The following is a 14,866-nucleotide window of genomic DNA, read 5'->3' as shown; positions in this document are numbered from 1 at the left end:
GGCCAGCGCACCGGGCAGACCGTGTACACCTACTCGGTCAGCGCGATCGAGACGCCCGAGGAGGACCCGCTGCCGTCGCCGAGCGCGACCGCCCGCGGGCCGGTCGTCAGCGCCGGCAACCTCGGACCGCTGCGCGCGTTCACGCTCACCGAGTTCGACGGCCGCCAGTGGACCCCCACGGCACCCACGTCGACCGGGGACGTCACGCCCGGCATCCTGCTCGCCTCGGACCCGTCGATCGCGGGCCAGGCCCCCAGCGCCGACCGCGGCACGCTCGCCCAGGTCGACGTCAAGGTCGGCGCCCTCGACGAGACCCGGCTGCCCATCGGCATCTTCCCGCGCGCGGTCGACGTGCCCGGCAACTGGCAGTACGACGGCCTGCGCGACGAGGTCTTCGGCTCGCGCGGCACCTCGCAGGGGATGCAGTACTCGATGGTCGTGGAGATGCCGAACCTCACCTCGGCCGAGCTCGAGAACGCGTCGACGCCTCCCCCGGCGGACTCCGCCGGCTCGGGCGTCCTCGACGTGCCCCAGACCTCGCACACCGAGGACATCGCCGCGCTCGCCGCCGAGGTCACCGAGGGCGCGACGACCCCGTACAAGCAGGCGATGGCGCTGCAGACGTACTTCCGTTCGGCCGCCAACTTCACCTACGACACCCGCGTCGCGCCCGCCCAGAGCGACGACGCCGTGTGGGACTTCCTGCAGGACACCCACGGGTACTGCGTGCAGTTCGCCACGTCGATGACGATCATGGCCCGCACGCTCGGCATCCCCGCCCGGGTGGGCATCGGCTTCCTGCCCGGCTCGTCGGACGGCGACGACTCGTTCGTCGTCACCGGCAAGCAGGCGCACGCGTGGCCCGAGCTGTACTTCGGACCCGAGCTCGGCTGGGTGCGGTTCGAGCCGACGCCCGCCGTGCAGTCCGGCGCCCCGCCCGTGTGGAGCGACCCGTTCCGCGCCGCCCCGGCCGGCCCGGGACCGGACCAGATCCCGACTTCCGCGGCGACCGAGCCGGGCTCGGCGGCCACGCAGGAGCCCGGAACGTCGACGAACACCCCCGGGACTGTCTCGTCGACGTCCTGGGTGCCGGTCGCGGTGACCGTGATCGTCGTGATGCTGCTCGCCGGCATCGCCGGGTTCGTGGCGCTGGCTCACCGCCGGCGGCGGCGCGTGGACCTCACGCCCGAGGCCGCGTGGGCGCGCCTGCGCCGCGGGCTGGGCTCGCGCGGGGTGCGGTGGAGCGATGCGACCACGCCCCGTGCGGCGGTCTCGCTCATCCAGGAGCAGCTGCTCGCCCGGACGGGCTCGACGCTCGAGGGCGTGAGCGACCGGAGCCTCGCGTCCCTGTCACGGGTGGTCGAGCAGGACCGCTACGCGCCGGTCGCGCCGGACGTCGAGCCGGCGACGCTCGAGGGGTGGGTCCGCGACATCACGGACGCCGTGGGAACGCTGATCAGCGACCGCCCTCGCCGCGACGCTTCTCCCACCGCTCCTCGAGCCGGGTCATGAAGCCCGCGCGCTGACGACGCTGCGCGGGACGCTGCTGCACCGAGCCGTCGCCGGCGACGACTCCCTGCGGTCCGGAGCGTCCGCGGTGACGGCCCGGGTTGGCGAAAGCGAAGGCGACGGCCGCGAACATGACGACGAAGCCGAGCACTCCCAGCAAGGGGATGCTGCCGGCGGCGCCGAAGACGAGCAGCAGCAGGCCGACGATCACGCCGACCGACGCGATCACGTACCGTCCGACCGCTCGGTGTCCGCTCTGGGTGAGCGTGTTGGCGAGCCGCGGGTCGTCTGATGTGAGCTGACGCTCCATCTGTTCGAGGACGCGCTGCTCGTACTCGGAGAGTGGCATCCCGACTCCTGTCGAACCTGGTGGATCCGTATCAGGATCAGGATAGATCGGCTGGCACGAAGGTGGTAGCCAGACGGGTGCCCGAGGGCCTCCCAGATGCCGCACCTGCGTGAATTGCGGCCTTTCCGAAACGTTCTCGCACCGAGTCCATCGCCAGCTCGGCCTCACGGCGGGTCGCGAACCCGTGCGCCGGGCCGCCCGTCCCGCGGGTGACGGGCTCCGCCGACGCTTCCTCGAGGGTCGGCTGACGCACGGTCTCGGCTGCAGGCCCGAGCCCCTCGACGCGGACGCCGATCAGCCGCACGGGCAGCCCGCCGAGGTCCGCCGCGGCGAGCAGCTCGCGTGCGGCGAGGTAGATCTCCCGGCCTACGTCGGTGGGCGTGGCGAGCGTGCGCGACCGCGTCAGCGTCCGGAAGTCCGAGGTGCGGACCTTGACGCTGACCGTCCGCCCGACCATCGATCCGGCCCGCAGCCGTGCCGCGCACCGGTCGGCGAGCTCGAGCGCCTTGTCCTGCACGACCGTGAGGTTCGCGACGTCCTGCGCGAACGTCTCCTCGGCACCGACCGACTTCTCTACCCGGCCCGGGCTCACCGGCCGCGGGTCACGCCCCCACGCCAGGTCGTGCAGGTGTGCGCCCGCGACCTTCCCGACGGCCCGCTGGACGGTCGCCACGTCGCTCGCGGCGAGCTCGGCGACCGAGTCGATGCCCCACCGGGCGAGCGCCGCCTCGGTCCGCTCCCCGACGCCCCACAAGGCACCGACGGGAAGGGCGTGCAGGAAGTCGACCGTCGCGGCGCGCGGCACGAGCATCACACCGTCCGGCTTGGCGTGGCTCGACGCGAGCTTCGCCACGAACTTGGTCGACGCGATGCCGACCGAGCACGCGATCCCGAATTGCGCCTGGACCCGGGACCGGATCAGCGCGGCGATCACGGTCGGCGGCCCCAACCGGCGCCGGGCGCCGGCGACGTCGAGGAACGCCTCGTCGATGCTCACCTGCTCGACCAGGGCCGTCACGTCGCCCAGGATCTCCATGACCCCCACGGAGACCTCGTGGTACGCGTGGTGGTCCGGCGGCACGACGACCGCCTGCGGGCACGTTCGTAGCGCGACGCTCATGGGCATCGCCGAGTGCACCCCGAACGCACGAGCCTCGTACGTCGCGGCCAGCACCACCCCGCGCTGCGCTCCCCCGACGATCACCGGCAGACCGCGCAGCTGCGGCCTGCGCGCGAGCTCGACCGACGCGAAGAACGCGTCCATGTCGACGTGCAGGATCGAGCAGCCGTCCTCCTCGCTGCCCCAGTCGCGCCGCGCCGCCGCGGCCCGCGGGCCCCGGCTCACGACGCCCTCACGGCGAGCATGGCCGCGCGACCGCTGACGGGGTAGGGCGAGCCGCCCTGCCCCGCCATCACCAGGCTCCGCGCCGCGTCCACGAAGTCCTCCGCAGCGCACAGCGTCTGCTCGGCGCGATCGGGCGTCACGGCCTCGAACCTGCCGGCCTCGACCGCCGATCGCGTGGACGCGCCGGCGGCGAAGTAGTCCGTCCACTCGTCCAGCTCGGGCGCGACCTGGTGCAGCATCGCCCACACGGTCCGCGGCGGACGGCGACCGCCCGGCGTGCCGCGGCTGGCGACCACTGCCGCGCCGGCCCGCAGTGCCGCGAGGTGCGCGTGGCTGAACTGCTCCCACGCCTCCGAGGAGTACTGCGCCGCGAGCAGCTCGGTGTCGGCGCGCTGCACCAGCTCACGGGCGCGCGGCGAGACCGGGGCACGGGGCACGGAGGCGGGCCGCCTGTCGTCGGCGTCCTGCGACTGCACCAGCGACTGCGCCACCACGTCGAGCTGACTCATGGCCCCACCTCCTCTCCCCATCATCGAACATCTGTTCGAGTCCGTCAACACCGCCTCGCCGAACGCCGTACCGTGGCTGCCATGGCTGCCCGTGACCGCTCTGCGCGACGCCCGTCAGCCTCCCACCGAGCACCCACACGCCCCGGCGCGCGGGCACCGTGGCCCGACGGCCCCGTGGCCATCCCGACGGGCACCGTCGAGCTCGTGCGCGACCCGGACGACCCTCACGGCGTGACGGTCCTGGTCAACGGGGTGCCGAGCTCGTACCTCGACCTGGCCGACCCGGCGGCGCTGGCGTTCGAGTACATGCAGCAGATGGCGCTCGTGCTGGACCGGCTCGACGACGGCACGCAGCCGATCGACGTCGTGCACCTGGGCGCCGCGGGCTGCGCACTGGCTCGCGCCGTGCACGCGCGGCGGCCAGGCTCGAGGCAGGTCGCGGTCGAGCTCGACGCCGCGCTGCCCGAGCTCGTGCGCGGCTGGTTCGACCTGCCGCGCTCCCCCGCGCTGCGCATCCGCGCGGGCGATGCGCGCGAGCAGCTCGCGGCGATGCCGGACGCGAGCGCCGACGTCGTCGTCCGCGACGTCTTCGCCGGCTCGACCACGCCGGCGCACGTCGTGACCCGCGAGATGGCGGGCGAGGTCGTGCGCGTGCTGCGCCCAGGGGGCGTCTACCTCGTCAACTGCGCCGACCGGCCGCCTCTGGCCGCGGCCCGCTCCGAGTGCGCGACGCTCGCGGACGCGTTCGGCGACGTCGCGGCGGTCGCCGAGCCCGGGATCCTGCGCGGCCGGGGGTACGGCAACCTGGTGCTCGTCGGGACCGACCGCACCGACCTGCTCGGGTCCGCGGCGCTCGCCCGTGCCGTGCGCAGCCTGCCCGCGCCCGCGCGCCTGCTGCACGGCGAGGAGCTCGCGGCATTCGTCGGCCGGGCGCCTGTGCTGAGGGACCCGGAGACGCCGTAGGGCCGCCTCCCACACGGGGAGACGGCCCGACGGACCTCACCGACCGATCGGTCGGCGGACGCGATTCAGAGCGGGGTGACGTTCTCCGCCTGCGGGCCCTTGGGGCCCTGCGTGATGTCGAACTCGACACGCTGGCCCTCGTCGAGGCTGCGGTAGCCCTGGGTCGCGATCGCGGAGTAGTGGACGAAGACGTCGGCACCGCCGCCGTCCTGGGCGATGAACCCGAAGCCCTTCTCGGAGTTGAACCACTTCACTGCGCCCTGGGCCATGTCTTGCTTCCTTCTGTCTTACCGGTGACGACGACGGACCGGCTCCGTGTCGTGCTGCGGTCACCCGCAACGCGCAAATGTTTGCACGTGCGACGTGGCCGGCGCCACGGTTTCGTCCGCCGAACTCCCATGGTTCGACAACGATTGGGTAAACGTCACACGGTCGGGTCGTCGCCCTGCTGCGCGAGGAACCGCTCGAACTCGGCTCCGAGCTCGTCCGCGGTCGGCAGGTCCGCCGATCGCGCGAGCAGGCTGCCACGGCCGGAGCTGCGGGCGAACGCGTCGTACTGCTCCTCGAGCGCGTGCACCACGCCCGCGACGTCCTCGTTGTCCGCCACCTGCCGCTCGATCTCCGCAGTCGCATCCGTCGCGGCGGCGGTGAGCGCGTCGGTCCGCAGCTCCAGGCCGGTCGCACGCTCGACCGCGTGCAGCGCCGCGATGCTCGCCTGCGGGTAGGACGACTGCGTGAGGTAGTGCGGAACGTGCACCGCGAAGCCCATGGCGTCGTGCCCGGACTCCCCCAGTCGCAGCTCGAGCAGCGAGCTCGCGCTCGCCGGGACCTGCACCGTGCCGAACCACGACGGGTGGTCGGCGACGAGCTCGGGGCGCGTGGCGTGCGCGGTCACCGACGCCGGTCGCGTGTGCGGGATGCCCATGGGGATGCCGTGCAGCCCGATGGTCAGCGAGACGTCGAAGCGCTCGACGATCTGGCGCACCGCGGCGACGTACCGCTCCCACTGCACGTCGGGCTCGGAGCCGTGCATGAGCAGGAACGGGGTGCCCGCGGCGTCCTGGACGAGGTCGACGACCAGCTCGGGCTCGTCGTACGACGACCACGTGGTGGCGTCGAACGTCATGGTCGGGCGGCGCGACCGGTAGTCGACGAGCTGGTCGGTGTCGAACGACGCGAGCCGCGTGCTCGTCAGCTCCTCCGAGAGGTGCTCGGCCGCGAGCTGGCCCGCGTTGCCGGCGTCGATGAACCCCCGCACGGCGTGCACGAGGACCGGTCCGGGGCCGCTCGCGGTCCGGGCGTCGAGCTCGGCAGCGACCTCAGGGACGACCTCGTAGATCTCGCTCGGGTCCAGCATGCGTGGGCACGCACCTCTCGTTCGTCCTGGGACCGCAGGGTCCCGTGCCGTCGGGGTCGGCACACCTGCGTCAACACGAGTCGGCGGCCCCCTCTTCCCGAGGGGGCCGCCGACTTTGTTCGCTGTGAGCGGGACGTCAGCGCGACGTCAGCGGGAGGGCAGCCGCACGACCTCGACGAAGAACTCGTCGATCTGGCGCACCACGTCGATGAACCGGTCGAAGTCGACCGGCTTGGTGACGTAGGCGTTGGCGTGCAGCGAGTAGCTGCGCACCACGTCCTCCTCAGCCTCGCTCGTGGTCAGCACGACGACGGGGATCGCCCGCAGCCGGTCGTCGGCCTTGAGCGCCTCCAGCACCTCGCGACCGTCCATCCGCGGCAGGTTGAGGTCGAGCAGGATGAGGTCGGGCGTGGGGGCGTCGGCGTGCTCGCCCTCCTTGCGCAGGAACTCGAGCGCGCTGACGCCGTCCGAGACGACCGAGAGCCGGTTGGCCACCTTGTGCTCCGCGAACGCCTCGCGCGTCATCAGGACGTCGCCCGGGTCGTCCTCGACCAGCAGGACGTCGATGGGCTTGCGTGCTTCGGTCACTGTTCTCCTTCGACCCGGTCGGGTCAGTCGTCGGTGCCCGAGGGCAGCGTCCAGCGGATGCTGGTGCCGTCGCCCGCGGGCGGGTCGATCCAGATGTGACCGCCGTGGAACTCGACGATCTTCTTGCACAGGGCCAGGCCGATGCCCGTCCCCTCGTACACGTCCTTGGCGTGCAGCCGCTGGAAGATCACGAAGACCCGGTCCGCGTACTGCGCGTCGATGCCGATGCCGTTGTCCTGGCAGCGCAGCTCCCACTCGCCCTTCGTGGAGTCTTCCACGGGACGCGCGCTGAGGTGGATCTGCGGCACGCGATCGGGCGCGCGGAACTTCACGGCGTTCCCGACGAGGTTCTGGAACAGCTGGACGATCAGCGGGAACTCGCCCCGGATCGTCGGCAGGTCGTCGTGCGTGACCACGGCACCCGCGTCGTCGACCGCCTGCTCGAGGTTGTCGAGCGCGGCCGCGAGCGCCGCGTTGAGGTCGACGTCGGTCACCTCGCCGCCGACCCGGCCCACGCGGCTGAAGCCCAGCAGGTCCTGGATGAGCCGCTGCATGCGCTTGGCGCCGTCGACCGCGAACTCGATGTACTGGTCCGCGCGCTCGTCCATCTGCCCGCCGTAGCGCTTCTGCAGCAGCTGCGTGAAGCTCGCGACCTTACGCAGCGGCTCCTGCAGGTCGTGCGACGCGACGTAGGCGAACTGCTCGAGGTCGCGGTTGGACCGGCGCAGCTCCTCGGCCTGGTCCTCGAGCATGGCGTGCGAATCCTCGACCGCCTGGACCTGGGTCAGCAGCGCGGTGCGCATCAACTCGACGTCGCGCGCGAGGTCGGCGATCTCGCCGGGCCCGGTCGCGGTGACGGCGTGCGTGAGATCGCCGTCGGAGACGATCCGGGCGTCGGAGGCGAGCCCGTCGAGGGGCTCGACCACCCAGCGGCGCAGCGCGGTCCACAGCAGGATGCCGACCGTGACGGCCGCGATGGCCAGCAGGGCGACGACCACGGACGCGTACCGGGTCCACTGCGCGAGCTCGGCCGCCACGTCTCGGCGCACGTCACGCACCTCGTCGGTGAACGCACCGACGGACGCCCGCAGAGCGTCGAACTGCTGCTTGCCGGCCTCGACCTCGGCGGGCGTGACCGACTCGGGCCCCTCCGATCGCACCTGCGCGATGAGCGGCTCGGCGTAGTCGTCGATCCACGCGCGCGCTGCCGCGTCGGCCGCCGCCGCAGTCTCGTGCAGACGCGGCTCGCTGCTCACGCCCGACAGGTCGTCGGCGAGGGCGGTGAAGGTCGGGAGGTCCGCGACCGTGGTCGCGTACGGCTCGAGCGTGGCGTCGTCGCCCGTGAGTGCGAAGCCGCGCAGCCCGGTCTCGGCGTCGACGTACGCGACGAGGGCACGGTCGGCGCCGACGACGGCGCCGAAGATGTCCTCGGTCACGGCCGACTGCCGGTCGAAGAGCTGGGCGAACACGTACGCGGCCCCGCCGAGCAGCAGACCGAGCACCACGCCGGCGACGACGAGCAGCGTCGTCAGGCGACGGCGCAGCGTCATGCCGGTGCGCGCGGGCGCGTCGGAGGTCACCGGTCGCGCCGGTGCGCTCACGCTCACGCGCCCCACCCGAGGACGACGACGGCCGCGTCGTCGACGAGGTCGCCGCCGTGCAGCGTGCGCACGTCGTGCAGCACGCGATCGACCAGGTCGACGGGTTCGCCCTGGTCGACCAGGGCCCGGTCCACGACCGCGAGCAGGCCGGTCTTGCCGAGCCGCTCCGGGCCGCCCTCCACCGTCGCCTCGAGGAGGCCGTCGGTATACATCATGAGCCGCCAGCTCGGCCCGAGGTCCAGCACCTGCGCGTGCCATGTCCCCCCGACGGGGATGCCGAGCGCGCGCCCGCGGCGGTGCGTGGGCGGCAGCTCCGACGGCGGGCCGAGCACGAGCGGGACAGGGTGGCCGGCGAGGTACATGTCGGCGGACCCGCGGCCCGGGGCGATGACGAGCATCGCGACGGTCGTGAAGACCTCCGGACGCGCGCGCTCCGCCTCGAGGACGACCTCGAGCAGGCCGAGGATGTCGCCGGGCCGGGTGCCGGTCAGCACGAGGGTCCGCCACGCCGTACGGAGCGTCGCACCGAGCGCCGCCTCGTCGGGGCCGTGCCCGCACACGTCGCCGACGATCGCGAGCACCGTGCCGTCCGGACGCTCGACCACGTCGTAGAAGTCACCGCCGAGCACGCCGTCGCGGCCCGCGCGGTAGCCGACGCGGACCTCGAGACCCTCGTCCTTGACCAGCGGCTTGGGCAGCAGGGCGCGCTCGAGCCGGTTGGTCTCCTCGGCCCGCACCAGGCTGCGGTAGAGCTCGCGGTCGGTCGCCTCGAGCCGGCGGCGCTGGACCGCGTACCGGACCGCACGGCTCAGCTTCTGACCGTCGACCTCGTCCTTCACGAGGTAGTCCTGCGCGCCCGCGGCGACAGCCTGCACGCCCGTGTCGCCGCCCGTGAGGCCGGTCAGCACGACGACCGCGGGAGCACCGGCCGCCAGCAGCCGCTCGAGCGCGGGGATGCCGGTCGCGTCGGGCAGGCCCAGGTCGAGCAGCACGCAGTCGACGTCGAGCGACTCGACGGCCTCGTCGAGCGTCCGCACCCAGGTCAGCGAGACGTCGAGGCCCGCGTCCTGGAGGTGCTCGGAGACGAGCATCGCGTCGCCGTCGTCGTCCTCGACGAGCAGGAGGCGGATCTGGCGGTCGTCGTCGCGCGAGGACGCACGGTCACGCAGGAGGCCGGTGGTGGCCGGAACGTCCGTCACGGGCGTCCTCTCTCTCGGGCACCCCGAAGCGTACGGCTCACCCCGCGGCCCCGCTCACCAACCACCCGAACGGCCCTTCACCCGCGCTCCGCCCGGACGGCGGACGCGGGCACGGCCGGCAGGGCAGATAATGGACGGCCGCTCCGAGCGCCGTGCACGGTCCTGGGGGCGCGGCACGTGGTGAGCACGTGGTGAGCACGTGGTGAGCACGTGATGAGCAAGGTGGTCGGTGGACGGGAGAACGCGCACGTGACAGGCACGAACGACGAGCTGACCGGTGAGCAGAAGACGGTCGACGTCATGTACGGACGCCTCGACGAGCTCCGGTCGGGAACCCGCGAACGACTCGCCGAGGTCCGGCGCACCGGACCCGCGGGATCGCCGCAGAACCGCAGCGAGCGTGACGCCTTCGCGACCCTCTACGAGGACCGGCTCTCGCAGCTCGAGGCCGTCGAGGAGCGCCTCGTCTTCGGCCGCATCGACCTCGACGACGACACGCGCCGCTACATCGGGCGCATCGGGCTGACCGACGACGAGCAGACCCAGCTCCTCACCGACTGGCGCGCCCCCGCGGCACAGGCGTTCTACCGCGCGACGGCGGCCCACCCCGACGGCGTCGTCCGACGACGGCACGTCGTGACCCGCGGCCGGACCGTCACGAGCGTCGAGGACGAGGTGCTCGACCTGGACCTGCTGACCGACGAGGACGCGCAGGGGCGCCTCGACGGGCTCTCGGGCGAGGGCGCGCTGCTCGCGGGCCTGCGCGCCGGCCGCACCGGCCGGATGGGCGACATCGTCGCGACCATCCAGGGCGAGCAGGACGCGATCATCCGCTCCGAGCTCGGCGGCGCGCTCGTCGTCCAGGGTGGTCCCGGCACGGGCAAGACGGCCGTCGCGCTGCACCGGGCGGCGTACCTGCTCTACGCGCACCGCCGCACGCTCGAGCGCTCGGGCGTGCTGCTCGTGGGCCCGAGCCGCACGTTCCTGCGCTACATCGACCAGGTGCTCCCGTCGCTCGGCGAGACGGGCGTGGTCACCACGACGATCGGGGAGCTCGTGCCCGGCGTCCTCGCGTCCGGCACCGAGGACGAGGCGGTCGCCGAGCTCAAGGGCCGCGCGACGATGGCGCCGATCATCGCCCGCGCGGTGCGCGTGCGGCAGCGCGTCCCCGCCGAGTCCACGACCGTGCGGATCGACGGCGTGACGATCGTCATCCGGCCCGGCGACATCGCGGGAGCCATGCACCGCGCCCGGCGCCAGCACCGCCCGCACAACCAGGCGCGCGTGACGTTCGTGCGTGACATGCTCGGCCGCCTCGCCGACCAGTACGGCGCGCAGCTGGGCTGGGACGTCCAGCCCGACGAGCGTCAGGAGATCATCGGCGAGCTGCGCGGCAACCGCGAGGTCCGCATCGCGCTCAACCTCGCGTGGATGCCGCTCACCCCGCAGAAGCTGCTGTCCGACCTCTACTCCCGGCCGTGGCGGCTCGAGCAGGCCGCGCCGGACCTCACGTCCGAGCAGCGAGCGCTCCTCGAGCGGGACGCCGACGCTCCCTGGACCCCCGCGGACGTCCCGCTGCTCGACGAGGCCGCCGAGCTGCTCGGCGAGGACGACCAGGCCGCGCGCGCGCAGGCCCGCGTCGCGGCGGAGCAGCGCGCGACCGAGGTCGCCTACGCGCGCCAGGTGCTCGAGTCGACGGGCTCGGGCGCGCTCGTGTCCGCCGAGCTCCTCGCCGACCGCTTCGCCTCGGGCGGTCCGGCGCTGACCACGGCCGAGCGCGCGGCGAGCGACCGGTCGTGGACCTACGGCCACGTCGTGGTCGACGAGGCCCAGGAGCTGTCGGCCATGGCGTGGCGCGTGCTGCTGCGCCGCGTGCCCACCCGGTCGCTGACCATCGTCGGCGACGTCGCCCAGACGTCGGCCGCGGGCGGTGCCCGCAGCTGGCGCCGCATGCTCGACCCCGTGCTGCGCGACTCCTGGCGCCTCAACGAGCTCACCGTGAACTACCGCACGCCCGCCGCGGTGGCCGATGCCGCGGTCCGGATGGCGAAGGCCGCCGGTCTGCCCGTCAGCCCGCTGACGTCCGCGCGCGAGGTCGACGACGCGCTGCGGATCACGCGCGAGCCCGCCCGAGGGCTGCTCGACGCCGCGGCGGACTGCGCCAAGCAGGCCGTGACCGACGTGTCCGACGAGCTGGGGGCGGGCCGCGTCGCGGTCATCGCGGTCGACGCGTCCGTGCTCGCCGTGCGGGCGGCGCTGCTCGGCGCCGGCCTCGCGCCCGCGGTCGGCCAGCCGACGACCGCTGCCGACCTGGACGCTCCGCTCGTGCTGCTCACGCCGCGCGAGGCCAAGGGGCTCGAGTTCGACGCGGTCGTGCTCGTCGAGCCCGCCGACGTCCTGGCGGAGTCCGCGGGTGACCTGTACGTCGCGATGACCCGCCCGACGAGGGTGCTGCACGTGGTCCACAGCGCCGACCTGCCGGCCGGGATCGAGGCCTGAGAGCCTGTCCGCTGGTCGGACGGTGCTGTGCCCGACCCGCGGACAGGCGCACGATAGGCGCGTGCCCAAGGCCCTGTTGCTCGAGAACCTCCACCCTCAGTCGCGCGCCATCCTCGAGGAGGCCGGCTTCGACGTCGTCACCCGCACGGGTGCGCTCGACGAGCCCGAGCTGATCGAGGCGCTCGAGGGCGTCCACCTGCTCGGCATCCGCTCCAAGACCCAGGTCACGGCGGCGGCGATCGAGCAGGCCGCCGACCTGGTCTCGATCGGTGCGTTCTGCATCGGCACCAACCAGATCGACCTGGCCGCGGCCGCGTCGCGCGGCATCGCGACGTTCAACGCGCCGTTCTCCAACACGCGCTCGGTCGTCGAGATCGCGATCGCCGAGATCATCGGCCTCACGCGACGCCTGACCGAGTTCGACAAGCAGATGCACGACGGCGTCTGGAACAAGTCGGCGGTCGGCGCGCACGAGGTCCGCGGCCGCACGCTCGGCATCATCGGCTACGGCAACATCGGCACGCAGCTGTCGGTGCTCGCGGAGAACCTCGGCATGTCCGTGGTCTTCTACGACACCGCCGAGAAGCTCGCACTCGGCAACGCCCGCCGGATGCACACCCTCGACGAGCTGCTCGAGACGGCAGACGTCGTCACGCTGCACGTCGACGGGCGCTCAGGGAACGCGGGCCTGTTCGGTGCCAAGCAGATCGCCCGGATGAAGCCCGGCTCGGTGCTGATGAACCTGTCCCGCGGGTTCGTCGTCGACCCGGCCGCGCTGCGCGACGCGATCGTCTCGGGCCACCTCTCGGGTGCCGCGGTCGACGTGTTCCCGGTCGAGCCCAAGCGCAAGGGCGACCCGTTCGAGTCCGAGCTGCGCGGCCTGCCGAACGTCATCCTCACGCCGCACACGGGCGGCTCGACCGAGGAGGCCCAGGAGGCGATCGGCCAGTTCGTCGCCCACAAGCTGCGCGACTACATCGCCACCGGCTCGACGACGCTGTCGGTCAACCTGCCCAACGTGGCTCTCGACCAGTACCCGGGCGTGCACCGGCTCGCGTACCTGCACCACAACGTCCCCGGCGTGCTGGCCGGCATCAACGCGACCCTCGCCGAGCACGGCGTGAACATCGAGGGCCAGCTGCTCGCGACCCGCGGGGAGATCGGCTACGTCGTCACCGACGCCGGCTCGCCCGTCGACCCGGCGGTCGTCGCCGCCCTGTCGTCGCAGCCCGAGGCGATCCGCCTGCGCGTCCTGTCCTGACGCCGGTCCTGGCGCCCGCACGACGAAGCGGCCCGCCCCCAGCCATGGGGACGGGCCGCTTCGTCGTCGTGGATCAGGCCGAGCCGGACTTGCGCTGGAACCGCCGCTGGGACGGGCCCGCGGTCTCGGAACCGTGCACCTGACCGGTGTTCGCCGTGCCGTCCGCGGTGCGGTGGCTCGCCGTCTTCTTCCGGTCGAGCGCCTCGCGGAACTTGGCCTTGGCGTCCTCGCTCACGGCTCCTGCCTTGTCGTCCTGCGCCATGGCGTCTCCTTCGTCTCGTCGTGCCGCCCGCATCGCGCGGGCTCGACCCCAGCCTGACTGACACCGGCCCGCGGCGCCAGCGAGTTCCACGTCACGCGACGGGCAGGTGCGTGGCCCACCAGGTCAGCACGTGCTCGAACCGGGCCTTGCGGTGGCTCGGCCGGCCCGAGCGCGTGAGCTCGTGGCCCTCGCCCGGGAACAGCAGGAGCTCGGAGTGCACACCACGTCGCTTGAGCTCGACGAACCAGCGCTGCCCCTGCTCGACCGGGCAGCGCCAGTCCTGCTCGGAGTGGATCACCAGGGTCGGCGTCCGCACCGCGCCGACGTGCGCCATCGGGGACTGCGCCGCCACGGCGTCCGCGTCCTCGCCGAGGTACCCCATGCCGAAGAACCAGCCGATGTCGCTCGACCCGACGAAGCTCACCGGGTCGAGGAAGCCGCGCTCGACGATCGCGCCCGCGAACCGGTGCGTGCGCGTGGTCAGCCACGCCGTCATGTAGCCGCCGTACGAGCCGCCCATCACGCCCACGCGGTCGGCGTCGAGGGCGTCGTCGGTCAGGGCTGCATCGAGCAGCGCCAGGACGTCGTCGGCGTCGACCGTGCCGAAGCCGTTCTTGATGGCCAGTCCGTGCGCGCGGCCGTACCCCGCCGAGCCGCGCGGGTTGCCGTGCACGACCGCGTAGCCGGCCTCGACCAGCCCCTGCACCTCGTCGAACACCGCGTGCGTGTACTGCGCGAACGGTCCGCCGTGGATCAGCAGGATCGTGGGACGCGGTCCGGGGTAGCGCTCCGGGTCCGGCAGGGTCAGCCAGCCGTGCACCGGGTAGCCGTCGGGCGCGGTCGCGGTGAGCTCGGTGCCCGTGCGCACCCGGCCCGTGGCCACCAGGTCCGCCGAGAAGTCCGTGAGCGTGGTGTCCCCGACGACGAGCTCGCCCGACGAGAGCGCCGTGGCGACGACCGCGACGAGCGCTCCCCCGCCCGTACCGGCGGCCGTGACGACGACGGGCCCAGCGACCAGGTCCTCCAGCGCGCCGTCCTCACCGACGCGCACGAGGTGGACCGCTCCCCGGCGCTGGTCCGCCACGACCGGGCGGCCCTCGTGCTCGACCAGCACGTCGGAGAGCAGGTCCACGGTCTCGAGGTCGGTCAGCCGCCTCGGCGTCGCACCCTCGCTCAGGGGCAGCTCGAACAGGCCGCTCTGCGCGGCGACGAAGTCGCGGCCGGACTCGCCGACGTCCGAGCCGACGAACCACAGCACCGACCCGTCGGACGACGCGCGGATGCCGCAGACGTCGAGCGTCGCGCCCTGGTCGGCGTCGGTCAGCGCCACCGGCTCGGCGAGCTCGCGTGCGGCGACCTTGACGACGTCGCTGCGCAGGTCCTGCTCGCGGCTCGCGTGCCGGGCCATCGAGACGACGAGCGAG

The 14,866-nt window shown here is 73.3% G+C and carries 14 protein-coding genes; 4 read left to right on the top strand and 10 right to left on the bottom strand.

Translation table 11 applies throughout. The annotated features are described in order from the left end of the window. A partial coding sequence (locus tag D1825_RS04295) for a DUF3488 and transglutaminase-like domain-containing protein (protein WP_138067450.1) occupies positions 1–1,512 on the top strand: 1,512 nt, incomplete at its 5' end. Here D1825_RS04295 and D1825_RS04290 read toward each other — a convergent pair. From D1825_RS04290 to D1825_RS04280, 3 genes are read right to left on the bottom strand one after another with little or no spacing between them, the layout of a single operon-like run. Beyond that, positions 1,457–1,858 (bottom strand): DUF3040 domain-containing protein, encoded by a 402-nt coding sequence (locus D1825_RS04290; RefSeq protein WP_118766225.1) that lies wholly within the window; start codon positions 1,856–1,858, stop codon positions 1,457–1,459. The two genes, D1825_RS04295 and D1825_RS04290, sit on opposite strands and share 56 nt — an antisense overlap. 37 nt (positions 1,859–1,895) lie before the next feature. Continuing rightward, entirely contained in the window at positions 1,896–3,203 is a 1,308-nt protein-coding gene (gene dinB, locus D1825_RS04285; RefSeq protein ID WP_118766224.1) for a DNA polymerase IV, read from the bottom strand. Beyond that, positions 3,200–3,712 carry an SAV_6107 family HEPN domain-containing protein gene (locus D1825_RS04280; protein ID WP_158580676.1) on the bottom strand — a complete coding sequence of 171 codons (513 nt, stop codon included), beginning with the start codon at positions 3,710–3,712 and terminating at the stop codon, positions 3,200–3,202. The genes dinB and D1825_RS04280 overlap by 4 nt, the downstream gene beginning before the upstream one ends. Before the next feature lie 174 nt (positions 3,713–3,886). On the opposite strand from D1825_RS04280, the gene D1825_RS04275 reads away from it, so the two are divergent. Further along, positions 3,887–4,675 carry a spermidine synthase gene (locus D1825_RS04275; RefSeq protein ID WP_233549625.1) on the top strand — a complete coding sequence of 263 codons (789 nt, stop codon included), beginning with the start codon at positions 3,887–3,889 and terminating at the stop codon, positions 4,673–4,675. Between the two features lie 65 nt (positions 4,676–4,740). Here the strand turns inward: D1825_RS04275 and D1825_RS04270 are convergent, their stop codons facing one another. From D1825_RS04270 to D1825_RS04250, 5 genes are all read right to left on the bottom strand, one after another. Beyond that, positions 4,741–4,944, bottom strand: coding sequence for a cold-shock protein (locus D1825_RS04270; protein ID WP_118766222.1), 204 nt, complete (start codon positions 4,942–4,944; stop codon positions 4,741–4,743). A 155-nt stretch (positions 4,945–5,099) separates the two neighbouring features. Further along, positions 5,100–6,032 (bottom strand): PAC2 family protein, encoded by a 933-nt coding sequence (locus D1825_RS04265; RefSeq protein ID WP_118766221.1) that lies wholly within the window; start codon positions 6,030–6,032, stop codon positions 5,100–5,102. A gap of 147 nt (positions 6,033–6,179) precedes the next feature. Continuing rightward, on the bottom strand, positions 6,180–6,620 hold the full coding sequence (locus D1825_RS04260; RefSeq protein WP_118766220.1) for a response regulator: 441 nt from the start codon (positions 6,618–6,620) through the stop codon (positions 6,180–6,182). 23 nt (positions 6,621–6,643) lie between these two features. Next, positions 6,644–8,227, bottom strand: a complete 1,584-nt coding sequence (locus D1825_RS04255) for a sensor histidine kinase (RefSeq protein ID WP_233549624.1) — start codon at positions 8,225–8,227, stop codon at positions 6,644–6,646. Next, entirely contained in the window at positions 8,224–9,420 is a 1,197-nt protein-coding gene (locus tag D1825_RS04250) for a PP2C family protein-serine/threonine phosphatase (RefSeq protein WP_407643293.1), read from the bottom strand. Before D1825_RS04250 ends, D1825_RS04255 begins: the two co-directional genes overlap by 4 nt. Before the next feature lie 213 nt (positions 9,421–9,633). Here D1825_RS04250 and D1825_RS04245 point away from each other — a divergent pair, with 213 nt between their 5' ends. Next, a complete protein-coding gene (locus D1825_RS04245; RefSeq protein ID WP_118766219.1) occupies positions 9,634–11,919 on the top strand; it encodes a HelD family protein in 2,286 nt (761 codons plus the stop codon). A gap of 61 nt (positions 11,920–11,980) precedes the next feature. Then, entirely contained in the window at positions 11,981–13,180 is a 1,200-nt protein-coding gene (gene serA, locus D1825_RS04240) for a phosphoglycerate dehydrogenase (RefSeq protein WP_118766218.1), read from the top strand. 73 nt (positions 13,181–13,253) lie between these two features. Here the strand turns inward: serA and D1825_RS04235 are convergent, their stop codons facing one another. After that, a complete protein-coding gene (locus D1825_RS04235) occupies positions 13,254–13,442 on the bottom strand; it encodes a DUF5302 domain-containing protein (protein ID WP_118766217.1) in 189 nt (62 codons plus the stop codon). 91 nt (positions 13,443–13,533) lie between these two features. Continuing rightward, the coding region (locus tag D1825_RS04230) for an alpha/beta hydrolase family protein (RefSeq protein WP_138067449.1) at positions 13,534–14,866 on the bottom strand (1,333 nt) is incomplete at its 5' end.

Origin of the sequence: Cellulomonas rhizosphaerae, assembly GCF_003470205.1 — a bacterium.
Taxonomy (GTDB): Bacteria; Actinomycetota; Actinomycetes; order Actinomycetales; family Cellulomonadaceae; genus Cellulomonas; species Cellulomonas rhizosphaerae.
This window is presented reverse-complemented; position numbering and strand designations above follow the sequence as displayed.

Excerpts from the sequence above, each read along its gene's own strand:
- D1825_RS04290 (WP_118766225.1), bottom strand. The coding sequence starts at position 1,858 with ATGCCACTCTCCGAGTACGAGCAGCGCGTCCTCGAACAGATGGAGCGT.
- D1825_RS04280 (WP_158580676.1), bottom strand. The coding sequence starts at position 3,712 with ATGAGTCAGCTCGACGTGGTGGCGCAGTCGCTGGTGCAGTCGCAGGAC.
- D1825_RS04270 (WP_118766222.1), bottom strand. The coding sequence starts at position 4,944 with ATGGCCCAGGGCGCAGTGAAGTGGTTCAACTCCGAGAAGGGCTTCGGG.
- D1825_RS04265 (WP_118766221.1), bottom strand. The coding sequence starts at position 6,032 with ATGCTGGACCCGAGCGAGATCTACGAGGTCGTCCCTGAGGTCGCTGCC.
- D1825_RS04245 (WP_118766219.1), top strand. The coding sequence starts at position 9,634 with ATGAGCAAGGTGGTCGGTGGACGGGAGAACGCGCACGTGACAGGCACG.
- D1825_RS04235 (WP_118766217.1), bottom strand. The coding sequence starts at position 13,442 with ATGGCGCAGGACGACAAGGCAGGAGCCGTGAGCGAGGACGCCAAGGCC.